The following is a 16,477-nucleotide window of genomic DNA, read 5'->3' as shown; positions in this document are numbered from 1 at the left end:
AATGGGAGAGCAAAGCAAAGAAAATATATTACAGTCTAAAATAGATTTAGCTAAATTAGGCGGTGGTAAAGCACGTATAGAAAAACAGCACGCTAAAGGTAAATTAACTGCTCGTGAGCGTATTCATTTTTTGTTAGATGAAGGTTCTTTTGAAGAAATGGGAATTTTAGTAACCCATAGAACGTCTGACTTTGGAATGGATAAACAACAGTTTTATGGTGATGGTGTTGTAACTGGTTACGGAACAATAAACGGAAGACAAGTTTGTGTTTTTGCACAAGATTTTACTGTTTTTGGAGGTGCATTATCTGAAACCCACGCAGAAAAAATATGTAAAATTATGGATATGGCTATGAAAATTGGCGTACCTGTAATTGGATTAAATGATAGTGGAGGAGCAAGAATACAAGAAGGTGTACGTTCTTTAGGTGGTTATGCAGATATTTTTCATAAAAACGTGATGTCTTCTGGTGTTATACCTCAGATTTCTGCAATTATGGGACCTTGTGCAGGTGGTGCTGTTTACTCGCCAGCTATGACAGATTTTACTTTAATGGTAGAAAACTCTAGCTATATGTTTGTAACTGGTCCTAATGTTGTAAAAACAGTAACAAATGAGGAGGTAACCTCAGAGGAATTAGGAGGTGCAAAAACACACGCTACTAAATCTGGAGTAACACACGTTACTGCAGCCAATGACATAGAATGTATTAACCAAATTAAAGAAATGATTAGCTATATGCCTCAAAATTGTGAGGATAAACCAGCTAAATTACCTTATACTTTGGGTGATGAAATTAGAGAGGAATTAGAAACTATGGTTCCTGAAAACGCAAATCAGCCTTATGATATGCGTACTGTTATAAACGGAATTATTGATGAAGATTCGTTTTTTGAAATACATAAAGATTACGCAGATAATTTAGTTGTTGGTTTTGCTCGTTTAGCGGGTAGGAGTATTGGTATTGTTGCCAACCAACCAATGAGTTTAGCAGGAGTTTTAGATGTAGAAAGTTCTAAGAAAGGAGCTCGTTTTACACGTTTTTGTGACTGTTTTAATATTCCTCTACTTGTATTGGTAGATGTACCAGGTTTTTTACCAGGAACAGATCAAGAATGGAATGGTATTATTACAAACGGAGCCAAATTGTTATATGCTTTAAGTGAAGCTACAGTGCCAAAAGTAACCGTAATTACACGTAAAGCTTATGGTGGAGCTTATGATGTTATGAATTCTAAACACATTGGTGCAGATATGAACTATGCTTGGCCTGGAGCAGAAATAGCAGTAATGGGAGCTAAGGGAGCTAGTGAAATTATTTTTAGAAAAGAAATACAAGCGGCAGAAGATTCTGCAGCCAAATTAGCAGAAAAAGAACAAGAGTATGCAGATGCATTTGCTAATCCCTACAGTGCTGCTCAAAGAGGTTTTATAGATGAGGTTATTTTGCCAAAAGATACCCGTAAAAAACTTATAAAAGCTATGGCAATGTTAGAGGATAAAGTTGTAAATGTGCCTAAGCGTAAACACGGTAATATTCCGTTGTAGATTATATTTTAAAAAGTAAAAGCGCCAATTTTAAATTAAAATTGGCGCTTTTTTTATAAGTGTGTTTTCTATTTTTTAGCAATTAAAATATGATACTCCCAAGGAGCTAATTTTAAATCTGTGTTTTCTTCAATGGCAAAAGTGTTGTTAGAGATGTAGTCGGTAAAATCGCCGTTTAAAGCTATTGTTACTTTCTCTTCATTATCACTTAAGTTAGCAATAAAATAAACAGTTTCTTCATCTTTTTCTCTTTTAAAAGCTAAAATAGCCTCGTTATTAGATGTATTTACTCTGGTATAATTAGCCGCTTTTTTACCACCATTTAAAGCCGCATTTGTATTTTTTAGAGCTCCTAGTTTTTCTAATAAAGTAAAGTACTTTCCTTTAGTTTTAGGAATTGTATCTTTTTCAAAAAAGCGTAATCTATGTTCCATATCATACTCTTGACCAGAATAAATTAATGGCATACCAGGCATAACATAAGTTAATGCTGTAAATACTTCTTTGTTATTAGGCATTCTTTCTAATAAAGTACCGTTCCAAGAGTTTTCATCGTGGTTGGTAACAAAGTTCATATTAATATCATCTGCTTCTAAAATAGTATCTAGTTTAACCATATAAGTATCAAACTCAGAAACAGAAGCTTCTCCTTTAGCTATTTCATTAAAAATATGGTGAACTTCCCAACCATATTGCATATCAAAACCATTTTGTAGCAAATCTGGTTGTTCTGCTTCCGCCAGCATAAAAACAGGTTTTACAGTTTTCATTTCTTTTATAGCAGTATTAAAAAAATCAACAGGGACTTTGTGTGCAACATCCATTCGGTAACCATCGATATCTGCTTTTTCTACCCAAAATTTCATATCACTAATCATTTCCTTACGCATATCTTTATTATCGTAATTTAAATCAGCAACATCTGTCCATCCCCAAGATTCTCCTGTTTCTGGGTTTATAGGATCTATAATTTCTCCTTGCTCGTTTTGAGTATAATATTCTGGATGATCTTTAATCCAAGGATGATCCCAACCTGTATGGTTTGGTACCCAATCTACAATAACTAAAATACCATTATCGTGTGCAGTAGTTACCATATTTTTAAAGTCATCAAACGTACCAAATTCTGGATTTATTGCTTTATAGTCTGATACAGAGTAGTAGCTTCCCAAGTATTTTTTACGTTCTTCTTCATTTTCAATTTCACTTGTAAATTTTTCTCCAGTAGCTTTACGCTTTATTTTAGAAATAGGATTAATTGGCATTACCCAAATAACTTTAACGCCTAATTTTTTTAGTACAGGAATATCCTTAGAAAAAGCATTAAAAGTTCCTTCTGGTGAGTATTGACGAATGTTTGCTTCATAAATAACTCCATCTTCCATAACTTGTGTTACGGCAATTGGTTCTTTTTCTGCAACTACTTTTTCTTCTTTTTTTACTTCTTCTTTACAGGATAATACTACTGTAAATAAGGATAAAATTGCAATTACTTTTTTCATTTTATTTATTAATTTTTGTTGTTAGTATTGTAGCTCCTTTGGTTGGTAATAGTAAATTTTCTTTCCAATTAAAAGATTTGTTTGTTATAATATTAGTTACTTTTTTACCCTCTAAACCAACCTCTTTAAACCTAGAAAGATCTAGTTGGTGTGGATCTTCATTTTTATTTAGGATGATGGTAACTACGTCATCATTTAAAATTCTAAATAATACATAAACGCCATTTTCAGGAGCAAAATGTATAGTTTTGCCATTATGAATAGTCTCACTATTTTTTCTGAAATTTAATAGTGTACTCATATAGTTTTGCATTTCTTTTTGATTGGTAGTTAAGCCTTCTCCTGTAAATGCATTTGTAGTGTCAGTGTTCCATCCTCCTGGGAAATCTGTACGTATTAAACCGTGATCTCCTGGTTTAGCCGTGTTTTGCATTAAAATTTCTGTACCGTAATAAAACTGAGGAATACGTGGTAACAAAGCTGTGTAGGCTATTGCCATTTTTGTATTTTCTACATTTTCATTAAGTTGAGTAAACACTCTGTCCATATCATGATTGTCTAAAAACACCATAATATCTTTAGGAGATTGGTACGCAAAATCATTAGCTAACCCTTCATATGCTTTTACTAGTCCTGTACCCCAAGTTTCATCTTGGTTTAAGGCATCTACAATGTTTTGTTGCATGGCAAAATCCATAGTAGAGGTAAGGTTAGACTGGTATTCATCTTTATTTTTATTATCTTTTTGCCAATAAGCAATTAGTAAAGGATTGTAACTCCACTCTTCACCAACAATAGAAAAGTTAGGATATTCTGCCATAATAGAGCCGGCCCAATTTGCCATAAAATATTTATCTGGATAAGGGTATGTATCTTGGCGTATACCTCCTAATTCTAAAGTCTCTATCCACCAGATACTATTTTGAATTATATATGTTGCTAAAAAAGGATTACGCTGATTTAAATCGGGCATATGGTTACCAAACCAACCGTGAGTCATTATTTTATTATCTGTTTTAGATGCATAAATATCTTGGTTACTGGTTCTTTTATGGTTAGATATTTCTACAGGTTTGTTGTTTGTAAACTCATCCTGGTAGTTAACCCAATCCTTAAAAGGTAAATCTTTCATCCACCAATGTTCTAATCCGCAATGATTAGCCACTTGGTCCATAATAATTTTAATACCTTTTTTATTTGCTTTTACAGCAAGCTCTTTATACTCTTCCAGAGTACCAAATCTAGGATCTACACCATAAAAATCTGTAATAGCATAGCCATGGTAAGATGCATTATACATATTATTTGTTAAAAGCGGACTTGGCCATATAGCGGTAAAACCTAATTTATCTATATAATCTAAATTATTTGTAATGCCTTTAATATCTCCTCCGTGTCTGGCATAATCGTTAGTACGGTCTATTGCTTTTTCATTTAAGGTGCTGTCTATATCATTACTAGTATCAGCATTTGCAAAACGGTCTGGGGTAATTAAGTAAACAGCATCAGCGCTAGAAAAACCTAAGTAATCATCAGCTTTTTTATTTCGTTCTTTAAGTTCATATGTCTCAACTTTTTTAGCACCATCTTTAGTAGTAAAAGTAATGTTGAATTTGCCTGCGGTTACTGATTCATCAATTTCTAAATCAACAAACAAATAGTTAGGACTATCACCTTTAGTTACTTTTTTTATAGAAATACCTGTTTTAGAAATAGTAGCAGTAGCTTCTGTAATATTTGGATCTTTAACAAGCAATTGTAAATTATTGTTTTTAAAACCTACCCACCAATTTGGTGGTTCTATGCGCTCTATATCATTAGAAATTGTAATAGGCGCTACTTCTTGTTTCTGTTCTTTTTTAGGAGAACAAGAAACAAAAAGAGCAAAAACTAATACAAAAACACTTAAAAATCCTTTTTTCATAGCTAAAATAATATTTAAGCAGTAATTAAATTATTCTGTTTAATAGTAATAGAGTTGCCATTTACAAGTATCGTAAGCTCTTCTCCTTTTAATAGCTCAAAAATATTTTTAGACTGAGTTACACTTACTTTAATTGTATGGTTTCTAAAATTAACTTTAAAAGAATAGCCTTCCCATTCTTTAGGTATTTTAGGGCTAAAAGATAGTTTGTGGTTACGTACGCGCATACCACCAAAGCCTTCAATAATACTCATCCAAGTACCAGCCATAGATGTAATATGTAAGCCTTCTTCTACCTCTTTATTATAATCATCTAAATCTAATCTTGATGTTCTTAAATAAAAGCTATATGCTTGGTCCATACGGTTTAACTTTGCAGCTAAAATACTATGTACACAAGGAGAGAGTGAACTTTCGTGCACTGTAAAAGGCTCATAAAAATCAAAATGACGCTCTATTTCTTCATTTGTAAAGTTGTCTTCAAATAAGTAAAAACCTTGTAGAGTATCTGCTTGTTTAATGTATGGCGAGCGTAAAATTCTGTCCCAAGACCATTTCTGATTTATAGGTCTAAAAGCAGTATCCAAATCAGAAACAGGAGTTAATTCTTTATCTAAAAATCCGTCTTGTTGTAAAAATACATTATGCTCTTCAGAAAAAGGGAAATACATATTATCTGCTACGTCTTTCCACTTTTTAATTTCATCAGAAGTTAAATTAACTTTAGACATAACACGTTCATAATCTGTAGTGTATTTCTCTTTAACAGTAGCTATAGTTTCTGCGGTGTAATTAATACACCATTGTGCCATATAGTTGGTATACCAGTTATTGTTTATGTTATTTTCGTACTCATTAGGACCAGTAACACCAAGAATAACATATTTATTTTGCTTGGTAGAAAAAGTAGCTCTTTGGTGCCAAAAACGAGCAATACCAATAAGCACCTCTAATCCTTTCTCTGGAATATAGCTGTAGTCTCCTGTATACCTATAATAATTATAAATAGCAAAAGCAATGGCTCCGTTTCTGTGTATTTCCTCAAAGGTAATTTCCCATTCATTATGGCACTCTTCGCCATTCATAGTTACCATTGGGTACAAGGCAGCTCCGTTAGAAAAATCTAATTTTTCTGCATTTTCAATAGCTTTTTCTAAGTGATTGTACCTGTATGCTAATAAATTGCGACCAACATTTTGGTCTTTAGTAGCCATATAAAATGGCAAACAATAAGCTTCTGTATCCCAGTACGTACTACCACCATATTTTTCGCCGGTAAAACCTTTAGGTCCAATATTTAGTTGTGCATCTGTACCTAAGTATGTTTGGTTTAACTGAAAAATATTAAAACGAATACCTTGTTGCGCTTTTACATCGCCATCTATTGTTATGTCTGATGTTTCCCAAATAGTAGCCCAAGCATCTTTTTGTGATTGCAATAATGCAGTAAAACCTGTTTTAGTAGCTTTGTTTAATGCTTCTGTAGCTGCAGAAATTAAGTTTTCTTTAGCGTGATTCCTATCTACTGTATACCCTGCAAATTTATGTATAGAAAAAGTAGAGTTTGCATCTACATCTGCAGTGTAGCTATATGTTATTTTGTTTTTTATTTTTTCAACTATAGGAACAATACCTGCTTTTTTATCATTCAAAAAACATTCGGACTCCATAAAAGTACAGGTGTTAAACTCTGTTTTTAAAGTATGTGCCTCTATAAATGCTTTGTTGTCTATAGAATTTATGTTTGTTATTTCCCAAAACTTATCATCCCAGTTAGTGTCTTCATTGGTAATACCTGCATCTAAATAAGGACTAAATGTTATTGTAGCATCTACGTTTATAGGAGTAATGGTATAGTCAATAGCACCAACTTCATCTAATGTTAAGCTTAAAAAACGTTTTGTTTTTACAGAAACAATTACGTTATTTTTTAGAGTAGCTGTAAAAGTTCTAGACAGCCAACCTTCTTGCATATTTAATTCTCTTTTAAAATTATCTACTTTACACGTAAATAAATCCAGGTTTTCGCCATTAACTTGCACGTTAATACCAATCCAATTAGGAGCATTTAATACTTTAGCAAAATACTCAGGGTATCCTTTTTTCCACCAACCAACTTTAGTTTTATCTGGGTAATAAACACCAGCTATGTAACTACCTTGAAAAGTAGGTCCAGAGTAGTGTTCTTCAAAATTAGCTCTTTGTCCCATTGCACCGTTTCCAATGCTAAACAAGCTTTCTGAAGATTTAACTCTGTCTGTGTTAAAACCTTCTTCTATGATAGACCAGTTGTTTGGTATAATATAATCTTGATTCATAATTTCTTATGCTATTGATTCTTGCAGATGTTACTTTTTGAGTAAGCTATTATCTACATTTATTTTTTTATTAATTCTTGTATAAAGTCTGATGAGATTTCTGTAAAATCTTTAAAAACATAGTCAGCCTTGCTTAATATTGATGCATCTCCAATACCAATACTAATCATATTTGCGGCATTAGCAGCATCTATACCAGCTGTTGCATCTTCAAAAACAATACAATCTTCAGGGGCAATAGATAGTGCATTTGCAGCTTTTAAAAATACCTCAGGATCTGGTTTGCCTTTAGTAACACCATTACCATCTATAATGGCACTAAATTTTTGTATTAAGCTTACTTTTTGTAGTATTACTTCTGCATTTTTACTTGCAGAACCTAAAGCAATGCCTTGGTTTTGTGTTTCTAATAACTCTAGAATTCTTGGTACATCTGGTAAAATTTCAGAAGCATCCATTTTTTCTATATGTTGTAAATAATCTTCATTTTTTTTAGCCATTAAGCCAATAAACTCTTCGTTTTCTAGAGTAATATTACCCCAGTTAAGTATTTTTTCTAAAGATTTTACTCTACTAACACCTTTTAATTGCTCATTTTGTTCATGAGTAAATTCAACACCAATAGAATTAGCTAGTTTTTGCCAAGCTAAAAAATGGTATTTGGCAGTATCTACAATAACGCCATCTAGGTCAAATATGAATCCTTTTCTTTTCATTTTATTCTTCTATTGTTTGATAAGAAATTGCACTTTTTTCGGTAATTAAGAAGTTGCATAATCCTGCAATAATCAAGCTGATACCAGCAACAATCATTGCATTTATAGCTTCTTCTCCTAATAAGTTTGATATAATATTTATGCCGCCAATAGCCGCAATAATTTGTGGTATTACAATGAACATATTAAAAATGCCCATAAAAACTCCCATTCTTTTTGGATCTACAGCACTAGAAAGCATTGCATATGGCATAGATAAAATACTACCCCAAGCAAAACCAATAAGTACAAAGCAAACTGTTAAGTACTCTGGAGACGGAATAAAATACATTAGTATAAAACCTGCACCTCCAATAATTAAAGAAAACATATGTACCATTTTTCTGTTAATTCTTTTTCTTGAAGTGTATAAGACTAGAATTAAAGCAAATGCCATAGATGATAAACCGTAAGTTCCCATGTAAGAACCTACTAAGTTTGATGATTTCTGAAACGCTTCGTTTGTTATATTAAAAGCTTCTACATCAGAAGCTATTTCCATATTATAATTAGCCTCTATAGGAGCAGGAGAATTAAATACGTGCTCTGTTAAGGCAGGATTGGCCATACTCCACATTGTAAAAAAGGCAAACCAGCTAAAAAACTGAATAACTCCTAATTTTTTCATAGTAGAAGGCATATTTCCGATATTGTTTAGGATATCTGGAATAAACTGATTTTTTTTAGCTTTCTCTTTTTTAAACTCTTCCATATCCTCTGGTGGATACTCAGAGGTTGTAAAAATGGTATACAGTATGCTTATTAAAAACACTACAGCGCCAATAGCAAAAGCTACTTTAACAGACATAGGGACAACTCCAGACGGAGCAGCATCACTAACACCAAGTTTAGAAACCATCCAAGGTAGGTTACTAGCTACCCAGGTGCCAATACCAATAATTAAAGTTTGTATAACAAACCCATAAGAACGTTGTGAATCTGGTAATTTATCTGCTACCAAAGCTCTAAATGGCTCCATAGATACATTTATAGATGCATCTAAAATCCATAAAAAACCAGCAGCAACCCATAGAACAGGTGAGTGTGGTACTAAAAATAAAGCAAGGGAACTAAGTATAGCACCAATTAAAAAGTAAGGTTTTCTTCTTCCCCAACGAGCACTCCAAGTCCTATCGCTTAAATAACCAATAATTGGTTGTACAACCAGTCCCGTTAAGGGAGCAGCAATCCATAAAAGAGGTATATCATCTTTTTCTGCACCTAGCGTCTGAAAAATTCTGGACATAAAACCTCCTTGTAAGGCAAATCCAAATTGAATTCCCAGAAACCCGAAACTCATGTTCCAGATCTGCCAGAAACCAAGTTTCTGTTTTTCCATAATGTAAATATTAAATATAAAAATACAGCGCCAAGATTAGTGTCTGTATGGCGTGTATACGGTGCGAAGTATAAAAATATTAAGTGTTAAGTTTAATATTTTGATGCGGTAAAGATATAAAATTTTTGATACAGATTACAAAACTGTATTTTTTTCTGATGATTTTCTAATGATTAAATCTGTAGAAATAACCTTTCGTTGGTATTCTTTATTTATGTCTTTATTTTGAATACGATCCAATAATAACTCAGCCGCATGTTCACCAATGGTTATACCATGCTGGTCTATTGTAGATAGAGAAGGTGTTGAAAAAGAGGATATTAATCCATCTGTAAAGCCAACAACACAAAGCTCATTAGGTATTTGTAAATCTTTTTCTTTGGCAATTTTAATAACGTTGGCAGCATATATTTCATTTACAGCAACAACACCATCATAATTTAAAGTAGAATTATGCATAAATGCACTTATTTGCTCTGTAATACTAGAGTTATCATTAACTTTAAAAATAAGATCTTCATTAATGGTAATTCCTTTTTCTTCTAAGGCTCTCTTGTAACCAATTGTGCGTAATGCTCCAACATTTACGTGGTCTGGTGTAGACAAAATAGCAATATTTTTACATCCTACATTTAGTAAGTGTTTTGTTGCTTTGTAACCACCACCAATATCATCTACAATAACTTTATCACAAGTAATATCATCAGATATTCTGTCAAATAAAACCAAAGGAATATTATAATCTTTTAACTCATTAAAGTGTTCAAAGTCTCCCTTTTCTAGGGTTTCCTTGGCTATAGAAACAAGTAAACCATCTACACTTCCGTTAGCCATCATTTGTATGTTTAACTTTTCTTTTTCGTAAGACTCGTTAGATAAACATATCATAACATTGTAATCTCTACCGTTAGCTATTTTTTCAATTCCGCTAATAACTCTAGAAAAAAAGTGATGTACAATTTCAGGAATAATTACACCTATAACCATTGTTTTATTATTGCGTAGTTTTTGCGCTAGCATATTTGGTTTGTAATGGTATAGGTCTGCAAAAGCTTTTACCTTTTTACGAGTTTCTTCGCTAATTTCTGGACTGTTTTTTAAGGCTCTAGAGACAGTAGAAGAAGACACACCAAGTTCTTTTGCAATGTCTTTTATGGTAATTTTGGCTTTCATAGTATAAAGATACAACGTTTGTGAACATCAACTAAGTATTAACTCTAAATTGATAATACTTAATTTTTTATAGCAAATAAATAACAATCTATTAAAATTGGACTAATTTTTCACCATAAAAACACACTTTTTGATAAAGTTGTTAACATGCAACCCGTTGCGTAACTCTTCAGATTTGTTAAATTAAAGTTAAGCATATACTTTCACAAAGCGAAATATAAAAATGTGTTAAGTTTTAATCAAATTATTAACTCAAACTAACTTTATGAATAAACTAAAGAATATCTTTTTAGGAGTGTTTCTTCTTTTTCCCTTACTGTTTTTTGCACAACAAACAGTATCAGGAAAAATTACAGACAACGTTACAAAGTCTCCATTATTAGGAGTAAATGTTGTTGTAAAAGGAACAACTAATGGATCTATTTCAGATTTTGATGGATTGTACGAAATTAAGAATGTAAATATGGGTGATGTACTTTTATTTACTTCTATTGGTTATAATCCTAAAGAAGTGAAAGTTACTTCTAGTACTTTAAATGTAGAAATGACAGAATCTACAGAAGCTTTAGACGAAGTAGTAGTTATAGGTTACGGTACTACAACCGTAAAAGATGCTACTGGATCTATTGAAAAAGTGAGTACAGATGAATTTAACTCTGGAGCAATTACTTCACCAGAGCAATTAATTACAGGTAAGACTGCAGGTGTTAGCGTAGTTGCACCAGGAGGCCAGCCAGGACAAGGAGCAACTATAACTATTAGAGGTAATTCTTCATTATCAGCTAATAATAGTCCACTTGTTGTTATAGATGGTGTTCCTGTAGATCAAGGTACAACAGGCGGAAGTTCTGTTTCTGCTTTAAACTCAATTAACCCAAATGATATAGAAAGTTTTGTTGTTTTAAAAGATGCGTCTTCTACAGCAATATATGGTTCTAGAGCTTCTGCAGGGGTAATTTTAATAACTACTAAAAGTGGTAAATTAAATGCTCCTTTAAAAGTAGAGGTAAATACAAATGGTTCTGTTGGTACAGTTCAAAAAAAATTAGATGTACTTAACGCTAGTCAGTACAGAAATGTGCTAATTGGTAGTCAAAACGAAGCTTTAGCTGTTCCTTTATTAGGAAATGCAGATACAGATTGGCAAGATCAAATTTTTCAAGAAGCTTATGGTACAGATGCTAACTTAACAATTTCAAAAGGTTTTGAAAGTTCTGCGATCAGAGGGTCTATTGGATACACAACTCAAGAAGGACTTGTAAAAACTTCTAAGTTTGAGCGTACTTCTGGTTCTTTAAATTTTCGTCAGAACTTATTTGATAATGACTTAAAAATTAACGTAAACCTAAATGGATCTATAACCAATGATGATTTTGTTAACGGAGGTGTAATAGGGGCAGCTTTACAGTTTGATCCTACACAACCAATATATAGTGGTAATAACAATTATGGAGGTTATTATGAGTGGTTAAATAATGATGGAAGTATAAATAACTTAGCTCCTAGAAACCCACTAGGGTTAATTAATCAGTCATCAAATGAAGCGGAAACAAAAAGAGCAATAGGTAATATTAAATTAGATTATTATGCTCCTTTTTTAGACGGACTTAACTTTAATGTTACTCTTGGTTTTGATTATAACGAGAGATATGGTAAAACAAGTACAGACCCTAACTCAGCTTCAGCACAAAATGCACAAAGTATTACTGGTAGCTACGGTAGCTTGCGTAGAAGTACTTTAGCAGACTTTTTTGTTAATTATAAGAAAGAGGTAGAAAGTATTAAAAGTACTTTTGAATTAACAGTAGGTCATACTTTTCAAAAATTTTATAGAGAAAACTATGCAAACAATCCTTTGATATCAGGTACAGAAAATTCTACTTTTTTTGCTACGCACAATGCAATTGAGTCTTATGTATCTCGATTACGATATTCATATGATAGTAAATATTTATTAACGCTAAGTTATAGAACAGACGGTTCTTCTAGATTTAGTGGAGATAACAGATGGGGTAATTTCTCTGCAGCAGCTTTTGCTTGGAACATATCTGAAGAAAACTTTTTAAAAGATTCTGAAACTGTATCTAATTTAAAATTACGTATTGGTTACGGAGAAACAGGACAACAAGAAATTAATCAGGATTTTGGATACCTTCCAGTTTACCAAGTTAGTACAGATAATCAGCAATATCAATTAGGAGATACTTTTTACAATACTATAAGACCAGCAGGTTATGATGCTAATATAAAGTGGGAAGAATCTAAAACATACAATATTGGTTTAGACTATGGTTTTTTTAATAATAGAATTAATGGTAGTATAGAGTATTATACAAGAGAAAGTAATGATATTTTAAACCAAATACCTATACCTTCTGGATCTAATCTTACAAACCAATTAATTACAAATATTGGAGATTTAGAGAATAGTGGTTTTGAATTTTCTATAAACTCTGATATTTTTCACAGAGAAGATTTTAATTGGAACCTTGGTTTTAATTTATCTTATTTAACTAATAAAATAACAAAATTAAACACTGTTGATGATCCTAGTTTTATAGGCGTAGCTACAGGAGGTATATCTGGAGGAGTAGGTAACACTGTGCAAATACACCAAGTAGGTTCTGCACAAAGTTCTTTTCTTGTATACCAACAAGTTTATGATGCAGATGGTAAACCATTAGAAGGTGTATATGTAGATAGGGATGGTGATGGTGTTTCTGGTGGTTCATCAGATACAGGAGATTTATATGTTAAAGAAAACCCTTCTGCAGATTATTTACTAGGCTTTTCTTCTTATACAAATTATAAAAATTGGGATTTAAACTTTACAATGAGAGCTAGTATAGGTAATTACGCCTATAACAACGTTGCTTCTTCTACGGGTAACGAGTTTGGTTTAAATTCATTAAGCTCTAACAGAAACGTAAGTACTTCTATTTTAGATACAGGTTTTAAAAACAACCAATTATTGTCAGATTACTATATTCAAGATGCTTCTTTCTTAAAAATGGACAACGTAACGCTTGGTTACAATTTTAAGAATGCATTTAAAGATGATAAAGTTAGTTTAAGATTACAAACTACTGTACAAAATGTGTTTACAATTACTAATTATGATGGTATAGATCCAGAGATTAGTGGTGGTATAGATAATAATTTTTACCCTAGACCAAGAACTTTCTTGTTAGGATTAAACTTAAAATTTTAAAGATAACAGTATGAAAAATATAAAATTAAAATTAGGAGCGTTTGCCATTGTTTTTGCTTTTATTTTTTCTTCGTGTGAAAGCGAATTAGATTTAGAGCCTCTTACATCGCAAACATCTAGTAATACATTTAGTGATACTGCTGCATATAAACAGTTTATGGCTAAAATATATGGAGGTTTTTCTTTAAGAGGACAAGACACTAGTGGTAATTTTGATGATATTTCTGGTATAGACGGTAACTTTTCTAACTATTTAAGAATGTTATTTACTATTCAGGAATTGTCTACAGAAGAAGCAATTATTGCATGGAATGATCAGACCATACATAATATTAATAACCACGTATGGACTTCTTCAGATATTTTTGTAACAGCAATGTATGCAAGAATTTATTTTCAAATAGGATTGGCTAATCAGTTTTTAAGAGAAACAGAAGAAAGTGTATTAGATGGTCGTGGTAATGTTGATGCTTCTTTAAAAAGTGAAATAAGCGGATATAGAGATGAAGTTCGTTTTTTAAGAGCTTTTAGTTATTGGCACGGTATAGATATGTATGGTAATATCCCATTAGTAGATGAAAACGATCCTGTTGGAGCTTTTTTACCTACACAAGCTACACGTAAAGAGGTGTTTGAATTTGTAGAAGCTGAGTTGTTAGACATAGAAACAAGATTGCCAGAACCTCGCCAAAATGAATATGGTAGAGCAGATAAAGCTTTTGCTTGGATGTTACTAGCTAAATTATACCAAAATGCAGAAGTGTATACGGGTACTGCAATGAATGTAGAAGCTTTAGATTTTACTAGTAAAATTATTAACAGCAACGCTTATTCTTTAGTTCCAAATTATAACTATTTGTTTTTAGCCGACAATGACAGAAACGGAGCCGAGAATGAAATTATTTATCCATTCTTATTTGATGGTATTACAAATGCAGCATTTGGAGGTACAACTTATCTAGTTCATGCGGCAATTGGCGGCACAATGGATCCTGCAGAATTTGGAGTCAATGGTGGCTGGGGAGGTCTTAGAAGTACTAAAGGTCTTGTAGAAAAGTTTGATGATATTTCTGGCGATACAGATTCTAGAGCAATGTTTTATACAGATGGTCAGTCTTTAGAAATTACTAACCCGTTTGATTTTACAGAAGGATATGCTGTAACTAAATATCGTAATGTAGATATTAATGGTGTACAAGGGTCAGATGCTTCTGGTAATAATGTAGATGTTAATTTTCCTGTTTTTCGCTTAGCAGATGCTTACTTAATGTATGCAGAGCTTTATGTTAGAGGTGCAGGTGGTGATGTTACAAATGCTGTTAACTATGTAAACTTGTTAAGAGAAAGAGCTTATGGTGATACTAGTGGTAACATTACAGCAAGCGATTTAACCTTAGATTTTATTCTAAATGAAAGATCAAGAGAGTTATATTGGGAAAACCATAGAAGAACAGATTTAATTCGTTTTGGACAATTTTCAGATGTAGGTGTTTGGCCGTTTAAAGGAGGAATTCCGGCAGGTAGAACCTCAGAAAGTTTTAGAGATTTGTATCCAATGCCAAGTGCAGAGTTAAATGCAAATCCAAACCTTGTACCAACACCTGGATACTAACCTAAAAACTTAAAATGATGAAAATAATATTAAAAAATATATGGATTCTTTGTTTGAGTCTTGCACTGTTTACATCTTGTGATGATGACTCAGACTTGGCACAAATATCATCAACAGCATCTACAGGAGTTGCAAATTTTTCTACTACTACATTAGTGTTAGATAAAGACGATAAAGAGGCAGATGCTTTAACTATTAATTTTAATGAACCAGAATTAGGAGTTGCCTCAGGAAAAAGTTACCAACTTTTATTTGATTTAGTAGGAGGTGATTTTAGTGGTGCAGAGGTTAAAAGTATTGAAGAAAATACAACTTTTACTTTTAAGACAGAAGAAGTAAATCAGATTTTAATAAACTTGGGAGCTGAGCCGGGTGTAGCTACAGAAATTCAAGTAAAAATAGAAACTATTTTATCTTCTGATACCAGTATGTTCTCTGACGTTAGTACGTTAAGCATAACACCGTACGCTGCAGAGTTAGATTTAAGCTCTAAATGGGGATTAGTGGGTGATGCTACAATAAATGGTTGGAATGGTCCAGATATGCCATTTTATCAGACTACAGATAAATCTTTGGACGCAGGTACTTTTGTTGCTTATGTAACATTAACAGATGGTGAAATAAAGATTAGAGCAGACAATGCTTGGGATACAAATTATGGTGGATCTGATGGTGTTTTAGAGGCAGATGGATCAAATATAGTCGTTACAGCTGGTACATATAAAATCGTTTTTAACGAGAATGATTTAACCTACTCTATAGAGTTGTATTCATGGGGAGTTGTAGGTAGTGCAACAACAAATGGATGGGATGGTCCAGATATGCCTTTTACTTACAATCCTTTGTTTGACAACTGGGTAGCTGAGGTTACCTTAGTTGATGGTGAAATAAAAATAAGGAAAAATAATGATTGGAAAGTAAACTTTGGAGATCTAGAGTTAGACGGAATTTTAGATACGGAATCTGAAAACAACATTGCAGTATCTGCAGGAGATTATAGTATAACTTTTAACCCAGTAACTTTAGAATATAGCATAAAATAGAGTTGCTGAGTAAGTAGTTAAGTTTTAGTTTTTAAGGCTGATTATAATTTG

The 16,477-nt window shown here is 32.4% G+C and carries 10 protein-coding genes; 4 read left to right on the top strand and 6 right to left on the bottom strand.

From position 1 onward, the window contains the following. The first annotated feature begins 1 nt into the window (after position 1). Entirely contained in the window at positions 2–1,549 is a 1,548-nt protein-coding gene (locus tag AX016_RS15250; protein ID WP_100896436.1) for an acyl-CoA carboxylase subunit beta, read from the top strand. A 68-nt stretch (positions 1,550–1,617) separates the two neighbouring features. Here AX016_RS15250 and AX016_RS15245 read toward each other — a convergent pair whose 3' ends face one another. The 6 genes from AX016_RS15245 to AX016_RS15220 all read right to left on the bottom strand — a co-directional run bounded on the left by AX016_RS15245 (position 1,618) and on the right by AX016_RS15220 (position 10,560). Then, positions 1,618–3,051: an alpha-amylase family glycosyl hydrolase gene (locus tag AX016_RS15245; protein WP_100896435.1), complete on the bottom strand. Its 1,434-nt coding sequence runs from the start codon at positions 3,049–3,051 to the stop codon at positions 1,618–1,620. Position 3,052: 1 nt separating this feature from the next. Beyond that, a complete protein-coding gene (locus tag AX016_RS15240; protein ID WP_100896434.1) occupies positions 3,053–4,975 on the bottom strand; it encodes a glycoside hydrolase family 13 protein in 1,923 nt (640 codons plus the stop codon). A 14-nt stretch (positions 4,976–4,989) separates the two neighbouring features. Then, positions 4,990–7,293 carry a glycoside hydrolase family 65 protein gene (locus AX016_RS15235; RefSeq protein ID WP_100896433.1) on the bottom strand — a complete coding sequence of 768 codons (2,304 nt, stop codon included), beginning with the start codon at positions 7,291–7,293 and terminating at the stop codon, positions 4,990–4,992. A 59-nt stretch (positions 7,294–7,352) separates the two neighbouring features. Further along, positions 7,353–8,009 carry a beta-phosphoglucomutase gene (pgmB, locus tag AX016_RS15230; protein WP_100896432.1) on the bottom strand — a complete coding sequence of 219 codons (657 nt, stop codon included), beginning with the start codon at positions 8,007–8,009 and terminating at the stop codon, positions 7,353–7,355. A gap of 1 nt (position 8,010) precedes the next feature. Then, positions 8,011–9,387 carry an MFS transporter gene (locus AX016_RS15225; protein WP_100896431.1) on the bottom strand — a complete coding sequence of 459 codons (1,377 nt, stop codon included), beginning with the start codon at positions 9,385–9,387 and terminating at the stop codon, positions 8,011–8,013. A 135-nt stretch (positions 9,388–9,522) separates the two neighbouring features. Next, entirely contained in the window at positions 9,523–10,560 is a 1,038-nt protein-coding gene (locus AX016_RS15220) for a LacI family DNA-binding transcriptional regulator (protein WP_100896430.1), read from the bottom strand. 265 nt (positions 10,561–10,825) lie between these two features. On the opposite strand from AX016_RS15220, the gene AX016_RS15215 reads away from it, so the two are divergent. From AX016_RS15215 to AX016_RS15205, 3 genes are read left to right on the top strand one after another with little or no spacing between them, the layout of a single operon-like run. Next, a complete protein-coding gene (locus AX016_RS15215; RefSeq protein WP_100896429.1) occupies positions 10,826–13,771 on the top strand; it encodes a SusC/RagA family TonB-linked outer membrane protein in 2,946 nt (981 codons plus the stop codon). 10 nt (positions 13,772–13,781) lie between these two features. After that, complete coding sequence (locus tag AX016_RS15210) at positions 13,782–15,383, top strand: RagB/SusD family nutrient uptake outer membrane protein (RefSeq protein WP_100896428.1); 1,602 nt, start codon at positions 13,782–13,784, stop codon at positions 15,381–15,383. 14 nt (positions 15,384–15,397) lie between these two features. Further along, positions 15,398–16,426 carry a SusE domain-containing protein gene (locus AX016_RS15205; RefSeq protein ID WP_100896427.1) on the top strand — a complete coding sequence of 343 codons (1,029 nt, stop codon included), beginning with the start codon at positions 15,398–15,400 and terminating at the stop codon, positions 16,424–16,426. Positions 16,427–16,477 lie beyond the last annotated feature (51 nt).

Origin of the sequence: Cellulophaga sp. RHA19, from assembly GCF_002813425.1 — a bacterium.
Classification (GTDB): Bacteria; Bacteroidota; Bacteroidia; order Flavobacteriales; family Flavobacteriaceae; genus Cellulophaga.
The sequence above is the reverse complement of the archived record's forward strand: the minus strand, read 5'-3'. Positions and strand labels throughout refer to the sequence as shown.

Coding starts and splice junctions, on each gene's coding strand:
- AX016_RS15250 (WP_100896436.1), top strand. CDS start 2: ATGGGAGAGCAAAGCAAAGAAAATATATTACAGTCTAAAATAGATTTA.
- AX016_RS15245 (WP_100896435.1), bottom strand. CDS start 3,051: ATGAAAAAAGTAATTGCAATTTTATCCTTATTTACAGTAGTATTATCC.
- AX016_RS15240 (WP_100896434.1), bottom strand. CDS start 4,975: ATGAAAAAAGGATTTTTAAGTGTTTTTGTATTAGTTTTTGCTCTTTTT.
- AX016_RS15235 (WP_100896433.1), bottom strand. CDS start 7,293: ATGAATCAAGATTATATTATACCAAACAACTGGTCTATCATAGAAGAA.
- pgmB (WP_100896432.1), bottom strand. CDS start 8,009: ATGAAAAGAAAAGGATTCATATTTGACCTAGATGGCGTTATTGTAGAT.
- AX016_RS15225 (WP_100896431.1), bottom strand. CDS start 9,387: ATGGAAAAACAGAAACTTGGTTTCTGGCAGATCTGGAACATGAGTTTC.
- AX016_RS15220 (WP_100896430.1), bottom strand. CDS start 10,560: ATGAAAGCCAAAATTACCATAAAAGACATTGCAAAAGAACTTGGTGTG.
- AX016_RS15215 (WP_100896429.1), top strand. CDS start 10,826: ATGAATAAACTAAAGAATATCTTTTTAGGAGTGTTTCTTCTTTTTCCC.
- AX016_RS15210 (WP_100896428.1), top strand. CDS start 13,782: ATGAAAAATATAAAATTAAAATTAGGAGCGTTTGCCATTGTTTTTGCT.
- AX016_RS15205 (WP_100896427.1), top strand. CDS start 15,398: ATGATGAAAATAATATTAAAAAATATATGGATTCTTTGTTTGAGTCTT.